The sequence below is a fragment of the Leptolyngbya sp. UWPOB_LEPTO1 genome (assembly GCF_017302695.1).
In the GTDB taxonomy this organism is placed as follows: Bacteria; Cyanobacteriota; Cyanobacteriia; order Leptolyngbyales; family Leptolyngbyaceae; genus Leptolyngbya; species Leptolyngbya boryana.
In genome coordinates this window covers 145,311-163,833 of record NZ_JAFLCJ010000006.1, presented here as the reverse complement: position 1 = coordinate 163,833, position 18,523 = coordinate 145,311, and the positions used below count along the sequence as shown (strand labels likewise).

The window sequence follows — 18,523 nt, the reverse complement described above, 5'->3', positions numbered from 1 at the left end:
CTTGCCGCATATGGTAAAGGTCTTTTTTTACGCTGATATATCGTACAGATGTTTCCATAGAAAAGCAGCAGAACGCTGCGTCGCTCTGCTGCCAACCGGGTTTCAATGTCTTACAGACCAACTAACTCACGCGCTTCCAAACCGCTCAACTGTTGCGCGATCGTCAATCGTGCTTCTAACTTGGCGACACTGAACTCGTTCCGCAACCGCTCGAGATGAGCAAATGCATTCGCCTTCTCGGTCGTAGCCCGATTCAGCGCATCCACTGCCCGCTGATACTCGGAATTCACTTGCAGGACTTCAAATCGCCGAGCTTTGCGTTGATTGTCATTTTTTAGCGCCGTCTCAAACGCCACCACCATATCGGCATTGCCTTCCAATCGAGCAATGTGGTAGCGAATTTCTGCGATATTTTGCTCTAGCTCATTCACATGCTGAGACGCTTGAGCGATCGCACTGGGATATTGATCTAATCGAAGTTTCATGACTGACATCCTGAAAATAATGAAGTGGTCAGTAGCCATCGGGTCAAAATTTGACACCGACTACGAACAACAGACAGCCTTTCAAGCCTTAGGCGACGAGTTGAGGCACACGAGCCGTTAACTCAGACGGCAATTCGGTCAGAGTCGGAGGAATCAGTTGTGATTGAGGCGCAGCTTGCTCGAGTACCTGCACTTCAATCTTGACGGACACGAGATAAGAACCGGGTTGCTCGCCCACTGCCTGCGCGATCAGTTCTGCAAAACCAGGGCGATCGGCGGTAATTGGGTCACGTAACGAACAACGATCCCATTCATACTTGGCATTCGGATCAAGCTGAAGAATGTAATGCTTCGTCATGGAACAAGAACCTTGAATCACTTGTACTATTGTAGTGCAAAATCGCTACGATTTCAAGCTTAAGCGGCAAGAATTTTACGGCGGAGTTTTGGCAGTTGTTGCTGATCTTTGCGATCCCAATATGCCAAGCGTTTCGCAATCTCAGTGTCGCCGACAAGCTTAATTTCAAACGTAAACTGAGTCAAAACTTGGCTTTTCTGCACCGAGAATCGATAACCAGAACTCGCAAGCGATTGAGCAAATTTTTGAGCTTGATTTAGCTTGTCAAAACCGAAATAACAACTACTCAGCGATCGCCGAAACGGAGTGCGCACTACTAAAACTCGACTCGAAAGATATTGTCCAACACGTCCATCTCGCAGCGAGAAAAATCGACCGATCGGGACAAAAGTATTCATAGAAAGGAAAGAATGTGTCGTTCTTCTATTGTAGTTAAATTCCACTACAAAAATTCGCCTGCTTTAGCGCAATTCCCGTCTCACATAGGGCGGTTTATCCCCTCACACCGTGCTTGGTATATATGTACTATATTAGCCGATTTATATGTAAAGTGCACACAGTTCCTAAAGAAAGGTTAAGCTTTCAAAGAAGTCGAGCAAGGCTTTGTAAAGCCCCTGAAAAGCTTTATTGATCACCTTGACTTTAGTGACTTCCCCCTTGACAGTGGGAATGACTTGCTACGTCAGCGATCCATATCTAAGAATTTTTCCGACGAGATGGATTAATTTGAAGCGGCAAGTTAGTTTGTTAAGGGGAATTACACCCCAACTCTGATGTCTCTCTGAAAAAGGAACATTTTCATGACCGCAACACCCGTCCGCTTGAAATACGAAGTCAAAGACCTTGCCCTCGCACCTGCTGGAAAACAGCGGATCGAATGGGCTGGGCGGGAAATGCCCGTCTTGAAGCAGATCCGCGATCGTTTCGCTCAAGAGAAGCCGTTTGAAGGCATTCGACTCGTCGCATGTTGCCATGTCACGACCGAGACTGCAAATCTCGCGATTGCACTCAAAGCTGGTGGAGCTGACGCGATTTTGATCGCAAGTAATCCGCTGTCAACTCAAGACGATGTAGCAGCAAGCTTAGTCGCTGACTACGAAATTCCCGTTTTCGCTATCAAAGGTGAAGACAACGATACCTACCACAAGCACGTGCAAATCGCGCTTGACCACCGTCCTAACCTCATCATTGATGACGGTTGTGATGTCGTTGCAACTTTAGTACAACAACGCAAACACCAACTCGAAGACCTCATTGGAACCACGGAAGAAACCACAACTGGGATTGTCCGTCTCCAAGCAATGCTGAGAGACGGTGCGCTCACGTTCCCGGCTGTGAACGTAAACGATGCTGAAACCAAGCATTTCTTCGATAACCGTTACGGTACAGGGCAATCCACCCTCGACGGTATCATCCGCGCGACCAATATTCTGCTCGCAGGCAAAACGATTGTCGTTGCAGGATACGGCTGGTGCGGTAAGGGAACTGCAAACCGTGCGCGTGGATTAGGCGCAAACGTCATTGTGACGGAAATCAACCCAGTTGCAGCGATCGAAGCTGTGATGGACGGTTTCCAAGTCATGCCGATGGATGAAGCTGCGAAGCGTGGCGATATCTTCATCACCGTGACAGGTAACAAGCACGTGATCAATGGCAGCCACTTCGATGCGATGAAAGATGGCGCGATCGTCTGTAACTCTGGTCACTTCGATATCGAAATTGATCTCGAATCGCTGAAAGAGCGCTCAACCGAAGTGAAGACCGTTCGGAACTTCACCGAAGAGTACACCCTCAAGAGCGGCAAATCCGTTGTTGTCTTGGGCGAAGGTCGTTTGGTGAACTTAGCTGCGGCTGAAGGACATCCGAGCGCAGTGATGGATATGAGCTTTGCAAACCAAGCATTGGCAGCAGAGTATTTGGTGCAGAACAAAGGCAAGCTAGAGCCAGGTGTTTACCCAGTTCCGACTGAGTTAGATCAAGAAATTGCTCGCTTGAAATTACAGGCAATGGGCTTCTCGATCGATAGCTTAACCGAGTCGCAAATCGAGTACATCAACTCCTGGACTTCTGGAACCTAATCGTTCCCCACCGTCTAATCTACACTTTGGGTAGGTAGTGTTATGCTGCCTACCTTTCTTATTTCTGATTCACATTTCTTGAAAAGTTCCTGCCAAAAGCTCATTCTGCAAAGATGTCAGCTAGCGTATCGAGAATCGCTCTTTGCTCCTCGCAAATTTGATCTAGAAATTGAACAAGTCGGGCTTTATCTACTGCTCGAATTTGATCCAGGACAATTTGACCCGCTTTGCCTTGAAACTGACAATCCACTCGAAATGGGAAGTTTCGTCTTACAGAAGTTAATGGAGCTATCAAAACTGTTTTGAGTAGGCGGTTCATTTCATCAGGAGAGATGATCACGCAAGGGCGAGTCTTCTGGATTTCAGAACCAACGGTAGGATCTAGCTGAACGAGAAACACGTCAAACCGACGCACTACCATTGCCATTCGGTTTCATCCCATTGGGTTGAAGTTTCATCGTCAAGTAAGCCTTCATCCCCAGATGTTTTGATTTCCGCAGCGATCGCTGCTTCCCATCCAGCACGAGGATGAGATATAGGACGGATAATCAAACGATTGCCTTCGACTTCGATCTCAACTTCACTTTGAATGCCACTTTGCTCTAGTAATGGCTTCGGAATCCGAATCCCTTGAGAATTGCCAAATTTGACGAGTCGAGTCCGAATTGTTCCACTCATAAATTAAAATCACAATGTATATACATTGTGATTACTCAGAACGAAATTTGTCAATAGTGATGCGGGATGCTTCACATTTCTTCTGTAGAATCCTCACTAGATAAGCTAGAGGAGGTAGAAACTCATGACATTCAATGCTCAAACAGTGACATCCCTGAGTGATACCTTGATCAATTTGGCATCTCAAAATCTGCCGAAAGTGATTTGGGCGATCGTGATTCTACTGGTTACTCGTTGGATCGCAGACGCTATTCGACCGATCGGATTTCGCCTACTTAAATATGCAGAGCCAACCCTGCAAAAGTTCCTGATTCAAGTCGCATCGATTATGGTTTGGATTGCGGGAACCGTTGCAGCTCTAAATGCAATCGGGATTCAAACGACAACCGTGATTACGATCATTGGTGCAGCAGGCTTAGCCATTGGTTTAGCCTTGCAAAATAGCCTGTCTCACTTTGCAGCAGGCGTAATGTTAGTCAGCTTTCGACCGTTTGAAGTCGGGGACTCGATCGAAGGTGCAGGTGTCGCAGGCATGGTTGATAGTATTGGATTGTTTTCGACGACGATCGTGTCGCCTGATAATGTCCGCATTACCGTGCCCAATAGCAATTTATTTAGTGGAACCCTGAAGAATAATACGATTATGGGAACGCGGCGAGTCGATTTGCAGATTAATATTGGTCATCGCGAAATTGACTCGACCATGACGCATCTGTTATCGCTGGTACAACCTCATCCCCTCGTATTGCGCGAACCCCGTCCAACTTGTCACGTCGAGAGCATTACACCTGACGCAACAATTTTGTATTTACGTCCCTGGTGTGCTGCGATTCATCACGAACAAGTGCGATCGGAGATTTTACAACTCGTTCAAGAAGCACTTCAATCCATCCCCGCCAAACAAGTCGCCCAATCGGGTACTTGACGAACCTAAGAAAGCTCTGTTAGGGTTCAAAGTAACAGATTTACAAGCCAACCTAGAGAAATGCAACTCGGCACTTCCTACTTTTACTTTTTTTGGCGATCGGCGGTTCACCCGGCGAGGTAAATCCTCATGAGTCCGTCCGGTGAACCGCAGAGTAACATCTGCGGTTTTTTTATTCTCAAAATCTTCTTTGCAATGACTTATCTCACTTCCTGGTTTTACGGTTTTTACTTTTTTACCCGCAGGCGCTCTGGGTAAGTCATTTGCATGTGTGATTGCAACCCGGAGCCTCAAATCAGGTTCCGGGTTTTTTGTTTGAAGTTCACGAAACCAATTTAAGGAGTTCATTCCATGAAAGACGCTAGATTAGTCCGCAAAACTGAGTCCACTTCCAACTCAATCGTGTCTCTGTCAAATAGTGTTGCCATTGGCGGCGAAGCGATCGTGATTATTGGCGGTCCTTGCGCTGTCGAGAGTTTGGAACAGATGGAAACGATCGCACGGGAATTAAAATCGGCTCCGATTCAAGCATTACGGGGAGGTGTGTACAAGCCACGCACTTCCCCTTATTCTTTCCAGGGTTCTGGTTTAGCTGGACTGGAAATCTTAGCAACCGTTCGTCAGCGCTATGATTTGCCGGTCGTCACAGAAGTCATGGCAATTTCTCAAATTGAAGAGATCGCTCAATATGCTGACATGCTGCAAGTGGGCAGCCGGAATATGCAGAATTTCGATTTACTCAAAGCTTTGGGACAGACGGATAAGCCGATTCTCCTGAAGCGAGGACTCGCAGCCACGATCGAAGAATTCGTGATGGCAGCCGAGTACATCATGAGCCACGGCAATCCGAATGTCGTGCTGTGTGAGCGAGGAATTCGCAGCTTCGACAACTACACCCGCAATGTTTTGGATTTGGGTGCCGTGGCTGCGTTGAAGCAAATTACGCATTTACCTGTGATTGTTGATCCGAGCCATGCGGCAGGTCGGCGAGAATTGATTGCAGATTTGTCGAGAGCCGCGATCGCGTGTGGAGCAGATGGATTAATCATTGAGTGTCATCCCGAACCTGATCAATCGGTTTCAGATGCACAACAGGCTTTGTCGATCGAGAGCATGATGCAGTTGGTGCAAAGTGTGCAGCCTGTGGCAAAAGCAGTGGGTCGAACCGTCTATGAAGGATGTTTCGCGATCGCTTAGAGTTTTGAGCTTTATGGAACGAGTTGGAGGCGATTGTAAGTTCAAGAAGACTTCTAGATTCCCAAAATGAGAAGACTCCGGGGACAACTGAATCACTCCAACCGTTGCAAAAGAATCAATAATCTGAGTATTAATTCAGACTCAATAACAAGATCAAAATCAGTCTAATCGCTCAAAAATCGCAATCTGTTGTTACATAACATACAATGATTTTTTATCGAATACTGATAAACATAAATAAAGAGCCAACCCCTTGAGAGATCGGCTCTGAATCAACCTGTTGTCGTTTCACATTGGAGAAAACCCATCTGCGCTTTTTCCCAAAATTGCAGCGGGTTCATAGAGTAATAATCCCTATTCGCTTGCTATTGTAACAACATACACAAAACTTTTGTCATGAAACTTCATGGTTCTCGGACATATATCTTCCTGATGACTGATTCTCTCTTTCTAAGATCTAGCTAATCGGTTGGTGCGATATCGCAAATTCTCTACCCTGCTGCGGTTGCCCCCAAATGACCCGCTCCTGTTTATAGATAACGGTTCCAGGCTTTGCGCCATTCGGTTTATAAACGTGTTTTGGTTCCGTGTAAACCACCGGAACTTGTTCGCTTTGACGGGCACGGCTATGAAATGCAGCTAAATTTGCCGTAAATTGCAGATCTTTTTCATCCGCGATCGCTCCCGGTTCCAGTCTCAACAAAACATGACTGCCCGGAATTTCTTGAGTGTGAAACCACAAATCGTATTCCGTCGCCGTTCGGAACGTGAGTTGATCATTCTGGCGATTATTCCGACCGATCAAAAGCTCAAATCCGCCTGGCGTTTTGTAGCGGTAGGGTTGAGTTTCAGAATCTTGCTGAGTTGTCGCTTTTCGATACTCAGAGCCTTCGAGATAGCCTTCCTGAACTAATTCATCCCGGATCTCTTCGAGCGCTTTCAAATCGTCTGGAGTTTCGTAGCGATCGAATTGCGCGATCGCCGTTTCAATCTCTTCTAAATAAAACATCTCGTCTTGAACCGCTTTTAATAAAGGTTCGATCGCGGCACGGGTTCGCTTTAATTTCTGATGCTGCTTGTAAAGGCTTTGAGCATTCAGAACTGCATTCTTTTCTGGATCGAGTGGGATGGTTACAGGCTCCCCGGTTTCAAAATCGCAAAGCTCGATGGATTGCATACCTGGCTCCCACATATGTAAATGAGCCATGAGCAAGTCCGCTTGTTGCTTCGCTTGGTCTGCTCGATCCGAACGGTCTAATCGACTTTCAAATCCTTCTGCTTTGACTCGTAGCTTTCCAAGGACAGCATTTAATCGCTGAGTGATCTGGTGAAGCAGTTGAGTAAAAACCTGCTGATTCAACTGATCGCGATAATAGCGATCGATCATGTTCTGAACGCTCGTTTCTCCCTGACCCCAGAGCACTGTATAGCCGGATGAAGTAAATCCTGGCTGGAAATTTTCAGCCTCAAGCGATTTCAACCAAAATTGCCAACATTCAAATAATCGTTGCCATTCACCGTCAGACATTTCATCAGTTAAGCGATCTGGCTGAATTTCTGCCGCTTTAACCATCGATAAAACCAGCGAAGAACTTAATCCTCGATAAGCTTTGACCAGATTTTTCCGAATTGCACCTGGAACAAGAGCAATTCTCGATTTCCAACGTTCAAAATCTTCTGCCAAACTCGGAGCCGGATCGAGTCGAGCAGGCGGCAACTCATACGGCTGCCCTGTCTGAATCGGACGCACACTCGATTGATTGGAACTCACCTGATGCGCTGCTGTAACAATTGCATTTTCCTGATTCACCAAGATGGCATTGCTATACTGACCCATAATTTCAATATAGAGATGCCATAGCGCAGGCTCCCCAGGACGATGAGCGAACTGCAAATCGATCGCTCTTTCCCAAGGAGAAACAGGCTCGATCGCGACCAAGGCTAATCCACCTAGCTGATGCCGCAATTGCTGACTAAATGTGAATGTATCCGGATCGCGAGGCGGCGGCTCACTCATATGCATCCGGGCTGCCTGCGGATGCCAGGATAGAGTTAACCATCCCCGCTGCTTTAGCGTTCGCAACGCCAATAAAACTGTAAAGCGATCGCGCTGATACGCCTGTTCAAATCTGGCTGGAAGCCACTGCGATCGCAATTCCGCACAGACCGCCATTAGCGTTGTGAAATCAACTGGTTGCATTTTCTACCCCCTCTTATTTTTTCAGTATTGTGAAAAAACAAGTTCTCTCAATTTTTTCTCATGACGGAGATCAAACTCATTAACATCGGCTTTGGCAACATCGTCTCCGCCAGCCGAGTCATCGCGATCGTCAGTCCCGAATCCGCACCCATTAAGCGTATCATCAGCGACGCCCGTACAGGGGAGAAGCTGATCGATGCCACCTATGGACGCAGAACCCGCGCTGTCATTGTCATGGACTCCGGTCACGTCGTCCTTTCAGCGATCCAACCTGAGACAGTTGCGCATCGTTTTTTAGAAGGGTAGAACTAAGAAAACCGTAATTTCCGAGAAAATTTTATTTTTTCCGCCGAATCCTTCATCCTATCAACGAGCGTTGCAAGCTATACTCACAGAATCAGAAAACTGGGAACACTAGCGCATCAAATTAATTAGGCAGCCATGAGCAAGGGTAGACTAATTGTTTTAACAGGGCCAAGCGGAGTCGGAAAAGGAACCTTGCTAAAGTCGCTTCTTCAGCGCCACAAGGACGATCTATTTCTCTCTGTCTCGGCAACCACTCGATCCCCCCGCCCCGGAGAAGTCGATGGCAAAAATTATCACTTTGTCACCCGACCACAATTTGAGCGTATGGTCGCCCAAGGGGAATTTCTCGAATGGGCTGAATTTGCTGGGAATTGTTACGGCACTCCTCGCAAGCCCGTCGAAGAAAAAATCCGATCCGGAAAATGGGTCATTCTCGAAATCGAACTCGATGGCGCTCGCCAAATTCGGCGATCGTTCCCGAGCGCTCTGCAAATCTTCATCGCTCCGCCTTCCATGGTAGAACTCGAAGCTCGCATTCGAGGACGCGCCCAAGATCCTGAAGCCGCAATTTTGCGTCGGCTCCAGAGAGCTTGGGAAGAGATAGAAGCAGCAGGGGAATTTGACATTCAGATTGTCAATGACGATTTAGAACGGGCGCTGGGCGAAATTGAAATCGCTTTATTCGAGCCAGTTGCAGCTGTCTGCTGAGTCAATTTAGCGCAGCAATTTGTCTCGTGCAGTCAAGTTGACTACACACTACAACAAGTGGGCGATCTTTATGATGCCCACTTAGTTTAACGGGTTAACAGAGTTTACAGACCCGTCCCAAAGTGCTGGAATAAGGCTGTATTGGGCAATAAGAAGTAGGTCAGAACCGCGCCGAGAACCCCGCCAAGCAGAAATCCACCTGCGTACTCATTCCAACCGTGCCCAGTTGCGAGTTCTTGGGGCGGGTTAGGAGTAGTAATCGTTGCAGTAGGAGCGGGGGGATTGGTTGCGCCGTAGAGTGAGATGCTCAGGGCTGAAATCAAGAGCAACCCAAATCCGGAGAGCAAGCCAGAGAGCGCTGCCATTGGAGTGTCGCGTAAAGGACCTAGCAAGGTAAAGGGAAGAATAATCCACAGCCCGTGGAAAAAGCCGACTTCTAAGCCGCGACGTTGAGGAGAAAGACCTTGGCGGTAAGCAGGCAGCGCTGAAAGATAGGATTTGACGAGCGGAGAAGAATTGATTGGCGTAGATAGGTTGCCGTCATAAATATCAGCACCGGGAGAAACGACCTCATTATTGCGGGGATCTCTGGGGTCATTCGTTGCTTCAGGATGTCTGAGAACTTGCATAAGAAATAGATCCAGTTTTATAGGGTTCTAGAAGCGATCTTAGAAATGCACCAAGCTAGCTTCATCAGCCTTTAGAAGTGAGGAAAAATCTTTCTTTTGTTAGACCAGTTTCGGACGCTGCGATCGCCGGATATCGATATATTGCAATCGCTGAAAATCAACTGCAAGATTTGGAATGTAAGGGTTTATAAACCTGTAGCCCGATTTACAGCTTGATTTTTAGCCCCAGTGCAATAATCATTGCAATCTAGTTCACCAAGTTTCTTTATAAAGATTTAAGATTTAGCAACAACTCGCCCCAAACCTAGAAATCCCCCGTATTGTTAGAAGAGTTCAACCTGTTCATTCAAGTTCGTTTCATTGAGGTGAATCTATGTCATTTGGCATCACCATCAGTTATCTAAGGTCGCTATTGCTCGCGGTGTTGCTCAGCTTTCTTACACCGATCGCGTTAATTGGCAGTGCAATCATCATTCTGCTCTGCATTGGATCTGTACCGGGATTGATGTTGTTCGGGCAAGCCTGCGCGACTCAATTGCTCTATTTCCTTGCAACCTTTGGCAATGGCAGTGCTTGGGAAGGTGTCATTGTTATTGGATGCGCGTGTGCTGTGGTTGGTGGTTTGTTTGATACGTACATCTTTACAGTTACGACTTCAACGGATAAGTTCGACGCAAAATAGGTCAATTTTGACGAAACTCTCTAGGATAGAGAACGTGCCTTAAGGGTTTCGTGGAATGAAAAGAATAAGTCGAGCGATCCTGAGCTTTGGATTAGTTTTTCTGTTGAGTTGGCAAAGTGCGCCAGGAATCGGATGGGCGAGAACTCTGCCTCAGACTCAATCGATTCAGCCTTATCTCGATCGAGTCATTCAGAATATTACCGAGTTTAAGTTAGAGAATGGCTTGAAGTTTATTGTTTTGGAGCGGCATCAAGCGCCAGTGGTTTCGTTTCTCACTTATGCCGATGTCGGTGGAGCGGATGAGCCAGAAGGAAAAACTGGCGTTGCCCACTTTTTAGAGCATTTGGCATTTAAAGGAACAACTCGGATTGGAACAAGTGATTACAAAGCCGAGCAGCCACTCCTAGAAAAATTAGATCAGCTAGCAGCAGAGATTAAAGCTGCAAAAGATCAAAAGAAAGATGTCACAGCCCTGCAAGCAGAATTTACTCGCATTGAAGCTGAAGCCACACGGCTAGGGCGACAGAACGAATTAGGGCGAATTGTTGAGCAGGCGGGTGGAGTTGGCTTAAATGCAAATACGTCCGCAGATGCGACTCGCTATTTTTACAGTTTTCCGTCGAATAAGTTAGAGCTTTGGATGTCCTTGGAATCTGAGCGCTTCTTAGACCCAGTGTTTCGAGAGTTTTATCAAGAGAAATCTGTCATCCTCGAAGAAAGACGGCTAAGAACTGAGAATTCTCCGATCGGGCAATTGATCGAAGCCTTCACAGGAAAAGCGTTTACAGTTCATCCTTATCGCCGCCCAGTGATTGGCTATTCACAAGATTTGGTCAATCTGACTCGCCAGGATGTAACGGACTTTTTTAACACGCATTACACTCCGAATAATTTGACGATCGCAATTGTCGGCGATGTCAATCCCACCGAAGTCAAACGTCTCGCTCAAATTTATTTCGGTCGATATAAAGCAAAACCTGCACCGCCAGAAGTCCTTGCAGTCGAGCCACCGCAGACGCAGCAGAAAGAAGTTACTCTAAAGCTGCAATCTCAGCCTTGGTATTTGGAAGGCTATCATCGTCCGGCATTGAACCATCCAGATAATGCCGTCTATGAAACGCTGACATCGATTCTCAGCGACGGACGGACTTCTCGACTCTACAAATCGCTGGTCGAAGAGAAGAAATTAGCATTAGCCGCACAGGGACTAAATGGATTCCCCGGAGATAAATTTCCGAATTTGATTTTGTTCTATGCGTTGACGGCTCCCGGTCGATCGCTCGAAGAAGTGGCATCTGCACTGAGAGCAGAAATTGAGCGCTTAAAAACTCAGCCAGTTTCAGCACAAGAACTCGATCGAGTTAAAACTCAAGCTAGAGCCGGATTACTGCGATCGCTCGATTCTAATATGGGCATGGCTCAGGCATTGTTGGAATACGAGGTGAAAACGGGAAGCTGGCGGAATTTGTTTCAGCAAGTTGATGCGATCGAGAAAATTACTCCTGCGGATATTCAGCGAGTTGCCACCGCAACTTTTACTGATCAAAACCGCACCATTGGTCGAATTTTGCCGCAAGGATAAGCACGATGAAATTATTCCGACTCTCAAGTTTATTTGTTCTTGCCTGTCTGGTTGTTTTGCTGCGGGTTCATCCCGCCGTGGCAGATACGCCCAAGCATTATACAGATCTCAAATTCTCGTCCCCGCCAGAGGTCAAAGTCCCCGACTATACCCAGTTCAAGCTCAAAAATGGCTTAACCGTGTATTTGATGGAAGACCACGAATTGCCTTTAGTGAGTGGAACTGCGATCGTCCGAACTGGGGATCGATTTGAACCTGCAAATCAAGTTGGACTCGGTGAACTGACAGGAATCGTGATGCGCTCTGGCGGCACTCAGAAACGCAGTGCCAATCAGGTGAATCAATTCCTAGAACAACGTGCCGCCAGCATTGAAACGAGTATTTCAACCACGGCTGGAAATGCGAGCTTCAATACGCTGACCGAAGATTTGCCAGAAGTTTTTGATCTGTTTGCAGAAGTGATTCAACAACCTGCATTTGCAGACAATCAAGTCGCGATCGCGAAAGTTCAAGCCCAGGGCGGAATTGCTCGACGCAATGATGACCCGAATAGTATTGCAGGACGAGAGTTTCAGAAATTGATCTACGGTGCTGAGAGTCCTTATGCTCGAATCACTGAGTTTTCAACACTTGCAAACATTACTCGCCAGGATTTAGTCAATTTCTATCAGCGATCGTTCCGCCCGGATCAGATGCTCCTTGGAATAGTGGGAGACTTTGATCCGAAACAAATGCGATCGCTAATCGAAGCAAAGTTTGGAACCTGGAAACCGACAGGTCAAGCGATGCCTCGTCAGCTTCCACAGGTCACTCAAGCCAAGCAAGGCGGCATTTTCTTTGTCAATCAGCCTCAATTGAATCAGAGCTATCTGCAAATTGGACATTTAGGCGGATCGTTGAACAGTCCTGACTATCCGGCTTTAAGCGTGATGGAAGATGTGCTAAGTGGGTTTGGGCGGCGATTGTTTAATGAAGTGAGATCGCGTCAAGGCTTAGCTTACTCAGTGTATGCAAGTTGGGGGGCGCAGTTTGATCATCCGGGTGTGTTTTTAGCAGCGGGAGAAACGCGATCGCAGGCAACCGTGCCATTCATTCAAGCTGTGAAAAAAGAGATTGAACGGATTCGCAAAGAGCCGATTTCACAAGAGGAGCTAGGATTTGCGAAAGATACAGTTTTGAATTCGTTTATCTTTAATTTCCAAGATCCAGCACAGACGCTTTCTCGATTGTTGCGGTATGAGTACTATGGCTATCCCAAGGATTTCATTTTCCAGTACCGTAAAGGCGTAGAAGCGACGACAGTTGCAGATGTACAAAGGGTTGCACAGAAATATTTACAGCCTGAAAAGTTAGTCACGATCGTGGTCGGGAATGAGAAGGAAATTAATCCACCGTTATCGACTTTAGGACAACCTGTAACAGCGGTAGAGATTACGATTCCGCAGCCAAATCAGCCTGCGGCAGGTCGATAAAAGTCTGACTGCTGTTTTAGAAAGTGGTTCTAAAGCCTCCCACTCCAAGGTAGTAGTTCATCACAACCAAGCTGATAGGGAGATAGGGGAAAGGTCTGAAATCATAGTTATGGTTACATCACCTCATCTCCCCACTCCCCACTCCGCTCGTTACTGGCTCTCTTCGGGCGGTTCTAGTAGGGGTTCGAGGCGGATGAGTAGATCAGGGATGCTGGTCTGTGTAATGATCCAAATTGTCTCTAAGTCCACACGATCGTACTGGTGAGCGGCAATATCTCGAAGTCCAGCCATATCACGCCAAGGAATATCGGGGAACTGCGATCGCAGTTCTGTAGAAACGCGCTTCGTTGCTTCGCCAATGATGATGTAAAAGTAGAGGACTGCCGCTTGCTTTTCTCGATCAGACTGAAACGCTTCAAGGGTCAAAGCCCGCACGGCACGCTGAATTTGTTGAGCAGCATCGACAATATCTAAAATCGCTTCTGCATCGCGATTAGTTGCCATAGATTACCTGTGCCGATTCCAAGATGTTGCGTTTCCGAATCCAGTTTCGGCTTTCCTGAATTGCCTTCTTACTAACGAGATCGACTTTACGTTGAAGCAGGGCTTCGAGTTCATCTTGCATATCCAGCCATTCAGTCAGACCTTGTTTTGCCGTTGGATAAAACGCTACCAACACATCGACATCACTTGTACTCGGTTGAAAATCGTCGCGCAGGATAGAGCCAAATAGAGCAAACTCCAGGACATGCCAACGCTGACAGAATTCAGCAATTTGGTCAGGAGAAACGTGCAGCCGCTCACCTAAAATTTTGTCAAAAGCCAGGTTAGAACTCATTGCGATGATGGGGTGTCTGATAGTTTTGGTCGATTCCCAAGCAGGTCGCCTAGTCTTTTATTTCTAGCATTATATGCTCATAGTACATTTTAACCTCTACTTCCCAAACTCTATTGCAAGGTATTGATCATCAGCCGAATGTGAGAGCTAGCTAGAATATATTTGATGCGTTCAAAGCGAGTCTCATGCTGCAATTTCAGCCTCCAGGATTTAGACAGAAAAATACTCAAACCAGCTTAGGAACGATCGCTTACTACACTCAAACTGAAGTGGTAGAAAGATCTCCCATCGTCTTTCTCCATAGCTTCGGTGGCGGTTCCTCGGCTTATGAATGGTCAAAAGTCTATCCAGTATTTGCAAGGCAGCATCAAATCATTGCGCCAGATCTTCTAGGTTGGGGGGAGTCAAGTCATCCCGCACGAGATTACCGAGCGGAAGATTATGTATCATCAATCGCTGAATTTCTCCCAAAAGTAACCCGTGAACCTGCAATATTAGTGGCTTCTTCATTGAGTGGTGCATTAGCGATTCGCGTCGCAATTCAGCATCCTGACTTAGTGAAGTCACTGTTTCTGGTGTGTCCATCTGGATTTGATGATTTTGGCGAGGGAGCAGGCAGACGAATTCCCAGAGAGATTATTAATACACCGATTTTAGATCGCGTGATTTATGCGATCGGAGCCACGAATGAATTCGCCGTTCGGAATTTCTTAGAGAATTTCTTGTTTGTGAATCGCGATCGCATTACTCCAGAGATGGTAAATGCCTATCTTGCATCTGCGTGCCAGCCCAATGCAGAGTATGCAGCGTTGGCGTTTTTAAGAGGAGATTTGTATTTTGATCTGTCACGATACTTGCCGCAATTGACAGTGCCCACTGCAATCGTTTGGGGAGAAGAAGCGCAGTTTACAGACGTAAGATTGGGACAACGGTTGTCGGACTTGAATGAAAGAGTGCGATCGTTTGAAGTCGTGCCGGATTCGGGAGTGTTAGTCGCGTTAGAGCAACCTGCGATCGTGGCTGGACTATTACAAGAATTTTTGAGTGTAGAGAAGTAGGAACTGCACTTTTTCCTATTGGGAAGCTGCATATTGCAAAAACTCCAAGTTTTCAGAAAACCTGGAGTTCTAAAGAATCTTCAAAAAATTGAGCAGATTACTTTCCTGCCTTTTTCTTCCCAGTTTCAACCACTTCAAGTTCCGACATTCTAAACGTGATTAGTTTATCCCAGTTGCCCCCTTCAAACAGGACTGCAACTTTCCCATCGCTAATCCGCTGTACGAGTCCTTGGAACCCGTAGTAAATATCGTTAACATTCGTCACGCGAACGGCTGAACCTGGTAAAAACATAATTCTGCTTCAATACGTTTCACTATCAGTTTACCGTGGCTCTCGGCTTCCCTGATATTGATTCTCGTCGATGCGATGATCGCACTTTTCCAATTGATTAGAATTTTGACTTCTGTCGAGAGTTCGCCACTGATTCGACTAACCCGATCGCCAAAAAATTCATCAGCAATGCCGCATTCCCGTGGCTTAACCAAGGCAGCGGAATTCCCGTAACAGGCGCAAGATTAATCGTCATGCCGATATTGATCGACACTTGGAAAATAATCATTGAGAACACACCCACGGCAATCAGTGAACCAAACTCATCCTTTGCACTTTGAGCAATAATCAGCAGACGATAACAGATCAGCAGATAAGCGCCCAACACAAAAATCGAACCGACAAAGCCTAATTCCTCACCGATCGCAGTAAAAATAAAGTCTGTATGCTGTTCAGGGACAAACTCTAGCTGGGTTTGAGTGCCATGAAACAATCCTCGTCCGAAAGTTTCTCCAGCCCCGATCGCAATTCGTGACTGAATGACATGATACCCAGCCCCCTGCGGATCTTGATCTGGATCAATCAGCGTCAGAATCCGAGCTTTCTGATAGTCATGCAGCACAAATTGCCACAGCACTTGACCAAGCCCGCCCGCGACCGTATTAATCACAACGGGTACTAAAATCCCGTAAGTCTTCCACGGCAAAGTTCTCCAGGCAACCACCCCAACGAAAGCAATCCACAGTCCTAGCCCCACAATCCCGATCGCGCCTTTTGCCACCAACGTTGTGAACAAAATCGCAGAAATGACTGGAGAAATCAGCAACAATAGCCAGCCCGGATTCGCATTTCCCCAATACAATATCCCGAATGTAATGGCACCAAATACCAGCGATGTGCCTAAGTTAGGCTGTAAAAAGATTAACGCCCAAGGCAAAGCAGCGATCGCCAAAACTTTCAGCATTTGAGGCAACGTCGATGCCGATCGCTGATGCAAAATCGCAGCTAGCGTAATAATAGCGCCCAACTTCGCAAACTCAGACGGCTGAATCCCGAACCCAAAGACATTTAGCCATCGCTGTGCCCCTTTTTCCTCGACTCCCACGACCATCACCAGCAGCAGTGCTACATTGGTCAAGCCATAAATCCACCATTTCCAAGCCAGCAGCGCGTCATAACGCAGCCGAGAGATGACGAAGATCAAACAGGTGCCCACACTCCCAATCAGAGCGTGAAACATCCAGTCCCGTCGCTCCGTATGATTCAGTTGCACACTGTGAATCATCAACCCTCCTAAAATAGTCAATGCTAGGACTGCGCCTAACAAAAACCAGTCCATATCTTGCCAGGGTTGAAGCCAAGGTCGGAGCGTAGACGGAATCGGAGACTTTTTCTTGCGAAACATAGAAATTTGAGCTTATGCGAGTGCTGCAACGGATACTTTAGCAGCAATTTGCTGAGCAATTTGTGTCAATGCTTTTGCCGAAGCAGAATCGGGATCGCCAACGACGATCGGAATTCCCTTGTCTCCGCCCTGACGCAGCGGGATTTCCAACGGTACACAGCCCAACAAAGGCACATTTAGCTCCGCCGCAGTCTTTTCGCCTCCGGCTGAACCGAAAATGTCATACTGTCGATCGGGCATGTCCGGCGGAATAAAATAACTCATATTCTCAACGATGCCTAATACTGGGACGTTCAATTGTTGAAACATCTTCAACCCGCGCCGAGAATCCAGTAGCGCAACCGTTTGAGGAGTTGTAACAATCACTGCCCCCGCCATCGGAACCGCTTGCGCCATCGTCAATTGAGCATCTCCAGTTCCCGGAGGCATATCGACGATTAAATAATCGAGATCACCCCACCGAACTTGATAGAGAAACTGACGAATGACACCATTCAACATCGGACCTCGCCAGATCACAGGCTGATCCTTGTCGATCAGAAACCCCATCGAAACTAATTTGACTCCGTGATTGAAGGCAGGTTCGAGAATTTCACCTTGTTCGGTTTGCGTAACTGCAACACCCGATCCTTCAAGCCCCAACATTGTCGGAGCATTCGGTCCATAAATATCGGCATCGATTAAACCGACTTTAGCGCCAGCTTGCGCCAATGCCACTGCAACGTTAACGGCAACTGAGCTTTTCCCAACGCCACCTTTACCACTGGAAATCGCAATAATATTTTTCACACCCTCGATCCCAGTACGATCGGGTAAAGATTTTTGCTGCGGTGTCTCAGCGGTCACTTCGACTTCGACGGATGTCACACCGGGTAAAGTTTTAATCGCCCGCTCACAGTCTTCGACAATAAACTGACGTAACGGACAGGCAGGAGTCGTTAAGACTAATGTGAATCGAACCTTGCCATCATCGATCGACACATTGCGAATCATGTTCAACGCCACCAAACTTTTTTGGAGTTCAGGGTCTTGAACTGGTTTAAGCACTTCTAAAACGGATTCTGCACTAAGAGTTTCTAGCATGGAGAGATCGAGTCAGGGTTTGATTCGATCTTACCGTTCTACGGATCTCGTTAGAAGTCTAAACAACTGCGTTGATTCGATCGCGGTAATTCCGGTTGTTCCGCCGCATGTGCCAAATCCTCAGCCACTCGTGCCGCATAGGGCTTAATAATTGACCAAATCAATGGCGACAACCACCCCTGCAATGTCACCGAATACGCAATACTCGTGCCCGAAACGGTTGATTTCACTTCGTACTGAATCCGTTCCTCAAGCCCAGGAATTGCCATAATTCTCACACTCAACAATTCTCGCGGATCAACCCGCTCGACAAAAATCCGAATCGGAAACGGTCCCAATCGCGTCACCGCTTCATAAATCAATCCCGGCTTTGCCACCTGCCCTCGCGGAACATTCGTGTGCGAAATCATCGGATGCCAAGATACATCCGCTAAATCGATGACTTTTTTCCAGAGATCATCGACCGAGGCTGAACTAATCGCTTGGTACGATCGCGCTAATGTCATTTCGACACGTCGCCGCTTGCGGTAGAAGAATGTCCAAGGAAAGTTCAGCATAATATTCATCT

At 47.0% G+C, this 18,523-nt stretch carries 21 protein-coding genes and 1 pseudogene; 9 read left to right on the top strand and 13 right to left on the bottom strand.

What is annotated here, in order from left to right; genetic code table 11:
• Positions 1–110: 110 nt before the first annotated feature.
• From J0L70_RS11895 to J0L70_RS11885, 3 genes are all read right to left on the bottom strand, one after another.
• Positions 111–485: a hypothetical protein gene (locus tag J0L70_RS11895; protein ID WP_017285924.1), complete on the bottom strand. Its 375-nt coding sequence runs from the start codon at positions 483–485 to the stop codon at positions 111–113.
• A gap of 88 nt (positions 486–573) precedes the next feature.
• Positions 574–843, bottom strand: a complete 270-nt coding sequence (locus J0L70_RS11890; protein WP_017285925.1) for a hypothetical protein — start codon at positions 841–843, stop codon at positions 574–576.
• Positions 844–902: 59 nt separating this feature from the next.
• Positions 903–1,241, bottom strand: a complete 339-nt coding sequence (locus J0L70_RS11885) for a hypothetical protein (protein WP_268182619.1) — start codon at positions 1,239–1,241, stop codon at positions 903–905.
• A 402-nt stretch (positions 1,242–1,643) separates the two neighbouring features.
• On the opposite strand from J0L70_RS11885, the gene ahcY reads away from it, so the two are divergent.
• Entirely contained in the window at positions 1,644–2,921 is a 1,278-nt protein-coding gene (gene ahcY, locus J0L70_RS11880; RefSeq protein WP_287454693.1) for an adenosylhomocysteinase, read from the top strand.
• 100 nt (positions 2,922–3,021) lie between these two features.
• On the opposite strand, the gene J0L70_RS11875 is transcribed toward ahcY, so the two are convergent.
• Together J0L70_RS11875 and J0L70_RS11870 are read right to left on the bottom strand one after the other, a co-directional pair.
• Positions 3,022–3,348, bottom strand: coding sequence for a type II toxin-antitoxin system PemK/MazF family toxin (locus J0L70_RS11875; protein ID WP_268182625.1), 327 nt, complete (start codon positions 3,346–3,348; stop codon positions 3,022–3,024).
• On the bottom strand, positions 3,336–3,599 hold the full coding sequence (locus J0L70_RS11870; RefSeq protein ID WP_268182627.1) for an AbrB/MazE/SpoVT family DNA-binding domain-containing protein: 264 nt from the start codon (positions 3,597–3,599) through the stop codon (positions 3,336–3,338). Before J0L70_RS11870 ends, J0L70_RS11875 begins: the two co-directional genes overlap by 13 nt.
• Positions 3,600–3,723: 124 nt before the next feature.
• Here J0L70_RS11870 and J0L70_RS11865 point away from each other — a divergent pair, with 124 nt between their 5' ends.
• Positions 3,724–4,524: a mechanosensitive ion channel family protein gene (locus tag J0L70_RS11865; RefSeq protein ID WP_268182629.1), complete on the top strand. Its 801-nt coding sequence runs from the start codon at positions 3,724–3,726 to the stop codon at positions 4,522–4,524.
• 351 nt (positions 4,525–4,875) lie between these two features.
• Positions 4,876–5,721, top strand: coding sequence for a 3-deoxy-7-phosphoheptulonate synthase (gene aroF / locus J0L70_RS11860; protein ID WP_017285934.1), 846 nt, complete (start codon positions 4,876–4,878; stop codon positions 5,719–5,721).
• A gap of 457 nt (positions 5,722–6,178) precedes the next feature.
• Here aroF and J0L70_RS11855 read toward each other — a convergent pair whose 3' ends face one another.
• Positions 6,179–7,921 (bottom strand): Rqc2 family fibronectin-binding protein, encoded by a 1,743-nt coding sequence (locus J0L70_RS11855; RefSeq protein WP_287454691.1) that lies wholly within the window; start codon positions 7,919–7,921, stop codon positions 6,179–6,181.
• Between the two features lie 60 nt (positions 7,922–7,981).
• Between J0L70_RS11855 and remA the strand changes: the two genes are divergently transcribed.
• The gene (gene remA / locus J0L70_RS11850; RefSeq protein WP_017285936.1) at positions 7,982–8,227 is read left to right on the top strand and encodes an extracellular matrix/biofilm regulator RemA; all 246 of its coding nucleotides are present in this window, start codon (positions 7,982–7,984) and stop codon (positions 8,225–8,227) included.
• Positions 8,228–8,362: 135 nt separating this feature from the next.
• Positions 8,363–8,935: a guanylate kinase gene (gene gmk, locus J0L70_RS11845; RefSeq protein WP_017285937.1), complete on the top strand. Its 573-nt coding sequence runs from the start codon at positions 8,363–8,365 to the stop codon at positions 8,933–8,935.
• Positions 8,936–9,039: 104 nt separating this feature from the next.
• Here the strand turns inward: gmk and J0L70_RS11840 are convergent, their stop codons facing one another.
• Positions 9,040–9,564 carry a photosystem I reaction center subunit XI gene (locus J0L70_RS11840; RefSeq protein ID WP_287454689.1) on the bottom strand — a complete coding sequence of 175 codons (525 nt, stop codon included), beginning with the start codon at positions 9,562–9,564 and terminating at the stop codon, positions 9,040–9,042.
• A gap of 373 nt (positions 9,565–9,937) precedes the next feature.
• Here J0L70_RS11840 and J0L70_RS11835 point away from each other — a divergent pair, with 373 nt between their 5' ends.
• From J0L70_RS11835 to J0L70_RS11825, 3 genes are read left to right on the top strand one after another with little or no spacing between them, the layout of a single operon-like run.
• Positions 9,938–10,246: a hypothetical protein gene (locus J0L70_RS11835; RefSeq protein WP_017285939.1), complete on the top strand. Its 309-nt coding sequence runs from the start codon at positions 9,938–9,940 to the stop codon at positions 10,244–10,246.
• Between the two features lie 55 nt (positions 10,247–10,301).
• Positions 10,302–11,828 carry a M16 family metallopeptidase gene (locus J0L70_RS11830; RefSeq protein ID WP_017285940.1) on the top strand — a complete coding sequence of 509 codons (1,527 nt, stop codon included), beginning with the start codon at positions 10,302–10,304 and terminating at the stop codon, positions 11,826–11,828.
• Positions 11,829–11,833: 5 nt separating this feature from the next.
• Positions 11,834–13,300: a M16 family metallopeptidase gene (locus tag J0L70_RS11825; protein ID WP_287454687.1), complete on the top strand. Its 1,467-nt coding sequence runs from the start codon at positions 11,834–11,836 to the stop codon at positions 13,298–13,300.
• A 150-nt stretch (positions 13,301–13,450) separates the two neighbouring features.
• On the opposite strand, the gene J0L70_RS11820 is transcribed toward J0L70_RS11825, so the two are convergent.
• Together J0L70_RS11820 and J0L70_RS11815 are read right to left on the bottom strand one after the other, a co-directional pair.
• Positions 13,451–13,804: a HepT-like ribonuclease domain-containing protein gene (locus J0L70_RS11820; protein ID WP_268182640.1), complete on the bottom strand. Its 354-nt coding sequence runs from the start codon at positions 13,802–13,804 to the stop codon at positions 13,451–13,453.
• Positions 13,794–14,138 (bottom strand): nucleotidyltransferase family protein, encoded by a 345-nt coding sequence (locus J0L70_RS11815; protein WP_287454684.1) that lies wholly within the window; start codon positions 14,136–14,138, stop codon positions 13,794–13,796. Before J0L70_RS11815 ends, J0L70_RS11820 begins: the two co-directional genes overlap by 11 nt.
• Before the next feature lie 185 nt (positions 14,139–14,323).
• Here J0L70_RS11815 and J0L70_RS11810 point away from each other — a divergent pair, with 185 nt between their 5' ends.
• Positions 14,324–15,196, top strand: coding sequence for an alpha/beta fold hydrolase (locus J0L70_RS11810; protein ID WP_287454683.1), 873 nt, complete (start codon positions 14,324–14,326; stop codon positions 15,194–15,196).
• A 97-nt stretch (positions 15,197–15,293) separates the two neighbouring features.
• Here the strand turns inward: J0L70_RS11810 and J0L70_RS11805 are convergent.
• From J0L70_RS11805 to J0L70_RS11790, 4 genes and pseudogenes are all read right to left on the bottom strand, one after another.
• Positions 15,294–15,482 (bottom strand): annotated as a pseudogene (locus J0L70_RS11805) (NAD(P)H dehydrogenase subunit NdhS); the annotation flags it as partial.
• A 103-nt stretch (positions 15,483–15,585) separates the two neighbouring features.
• Positions 15,586–16,872 carry a rod shape-determining protein RodA gene (gene rodA, locus J0L70_RS11800; RefSeq protein WP_017285946.1) on the bottom strand — a complete coding sequence of 429 codons (1,287 nt, stop codon included), beginning with the start codon at positions 16,870–16,872 and terminating at the stop codon, positions 15,586–15,588.
• Positions 16,873–16,884: 12 nt separating this feature from the next.
• Positions 16,885–17,955: an Mrp/NBP35 family ATP-binding protein gene (locus J0L70_RS11795; protein WP_017285947.1), complete on the bottom strand. Its 1,071-nt coding sequence runs from the start codon at positions 17,953–17,955 to the stop codon at positions 16,885–16,887.
• A gap of 50 nt (positions 17,956–18,005) precedes the next feature.
• Positions 18,006–18,512 carry a hypothetical protein gene (locus J0L70_RS11790; RefSeq protein ID WP_017285948.1) on the bottom strand — a complete coding sequence of 169 codons (507 nt, stop codon included), beginning with the start codon at positions 18,510–18,512 and terminating at the stop codon, positions 18,006–18,008.
• Between the last annotated feature and the right edge of the window lie 11 nt (positions 18,513–18,523).

Coding starts and splice junctions, on each gene's coding strand:
- J0L70_RS11895 (WP_017285924.1), bottom strand. CDS start 485: ATGAAACTTCGATTAGATCAATATCCCAGTGCGATCGCTCAAGCGTCT.
- J0L70_RS11890 (WP_017285925.1), bottom strand. CDS start 843: ATGACGAAGCATTACATTCTTCAGCTTGATCCGAATGCCAAGTATGAA.
- J0L70_RS11885 (WP_268182619.1), bottom strand. CDS start 1,241: ATGAATACTTTTGTCCCGATCGGTCGATTTTTCTCGCTGCGAGATGGA.
- ahcY (WP_287454693.1), top strand. CDS start 1,644: ATGACCGCAACACCCGTCCGCTTGAAATACGAAGTCAAAGACCTTGCC.
- J0L70_RS11875 (WP_268182625.1), bottom strand. CDS start 3,348: ATGGCAATGGTAGTGCGTCGGTTTGACGTGTTTCTCGTTCAGCTAGAT.
- J0L70_RS11870 (WP_268182627.1), bottom strand. CDS start 3,599: ATGAGTGGAACAATTCGGACTCGACTCGTCAAATTTGGCAATTCTCAA.
- J0L70_RS11865 (WP_268182629.1), top strand. CDS start 3,724: ATGACATTCAATGCTCAAACAGTGACATCCCTGAGTGATACCTTGATC.
- aroF (WP_017285934.1), top strand. CDS start 4,876: ATGAAAGACGCTAGATTAGTCCGCAAAACTGAGTCCACTTCCAACTCA.
- J0L70_RS11855 (WP_287454691.1), bottom strand. CDS start 7,921: ATGCAACCAGTTGATTTCACAACGCTAATGGCGGTCTGTGCGGAATTG.
- remA (WP_017285936.1), top strand. CDS start 7,982: ATGACGGAGATCAAACTCATTAACATCGGCTTTGGCAACATCGTCTCC.
- gmk (WP_017285937.1), top strand. CDS start 8,363: ATGAGCAAGGGTAGACTAATTGTTTTAACAGGGCCAAGCGGAGTCGGA.
- J0L70_RS11840 (WP_287454689.1), bottom strand. CDS start 9,564: ATGCAAGTTCTCAGACATCCTGAAGCAACGAATGACCCCAGAGATCCC.
- J0L70_RS11835 (WP_017285939.1), top strand. CDS start 9,938: ATGTCATTTGGCATCACCATCAGTTATCTAAGGTCGCTATTGCTCGCG.
- J0L70_RS11830 (WP_017285940.1), top strand. CDS start 10,302: ATGAAAAGAATAAGTCGAGCGATCCTGAGCTTTGGATTAGTTTTTCTG.
- J0L70_RS11825 (WP_287454687.1), top strand. CDS start 11,834: ATGAAATTATTCCGACTCTCAAGTTTATTTGTTCTTGCCTGTCTGGTT.
- J0L70_RS11820 (WP_268182640.1), bottom strand. CDS start 13,804: ATGGCAACTAATCGCGATGCAGAAGCGATTTTAGATATTGTCGATGCT.
- J0L70_RS11815 (WP_287454684.1), bottom strand. CDS start 14,138: ATGAGTTCTAACCTGGCTTTTGACAAAATTTTAGGTGAGCGGCTGCAC.
- J0L70_RS11810 (WP_287454683.1), top strand. CDS start 14,324: ATGCTGCAATTTCAGCCTCCAGGATTTAGACAGAAAAATACTCAAACC.
- rodA (WP_017285946.1), bottom strand. CDS start 16,872: ATGTTTCGCAAGAAAAAGTCTCCGATTCCGTCTACGCTCCGACCTTGG.
- J0L70_RS11795 (WP_017285947.1), bottom strand. CDS start 17,955: ATGCTAGAAACTCTTAGTGCAGAATCCGTTTTAGAAGTGCTTAAACCA.
- J0L70_RS11790 (WP_017285948.1), bottom strand. CDS start 18,512: ATGCTGAACTTTCCTTGGACATTCTTCTACCGCAAGCGGCGACGTGTC.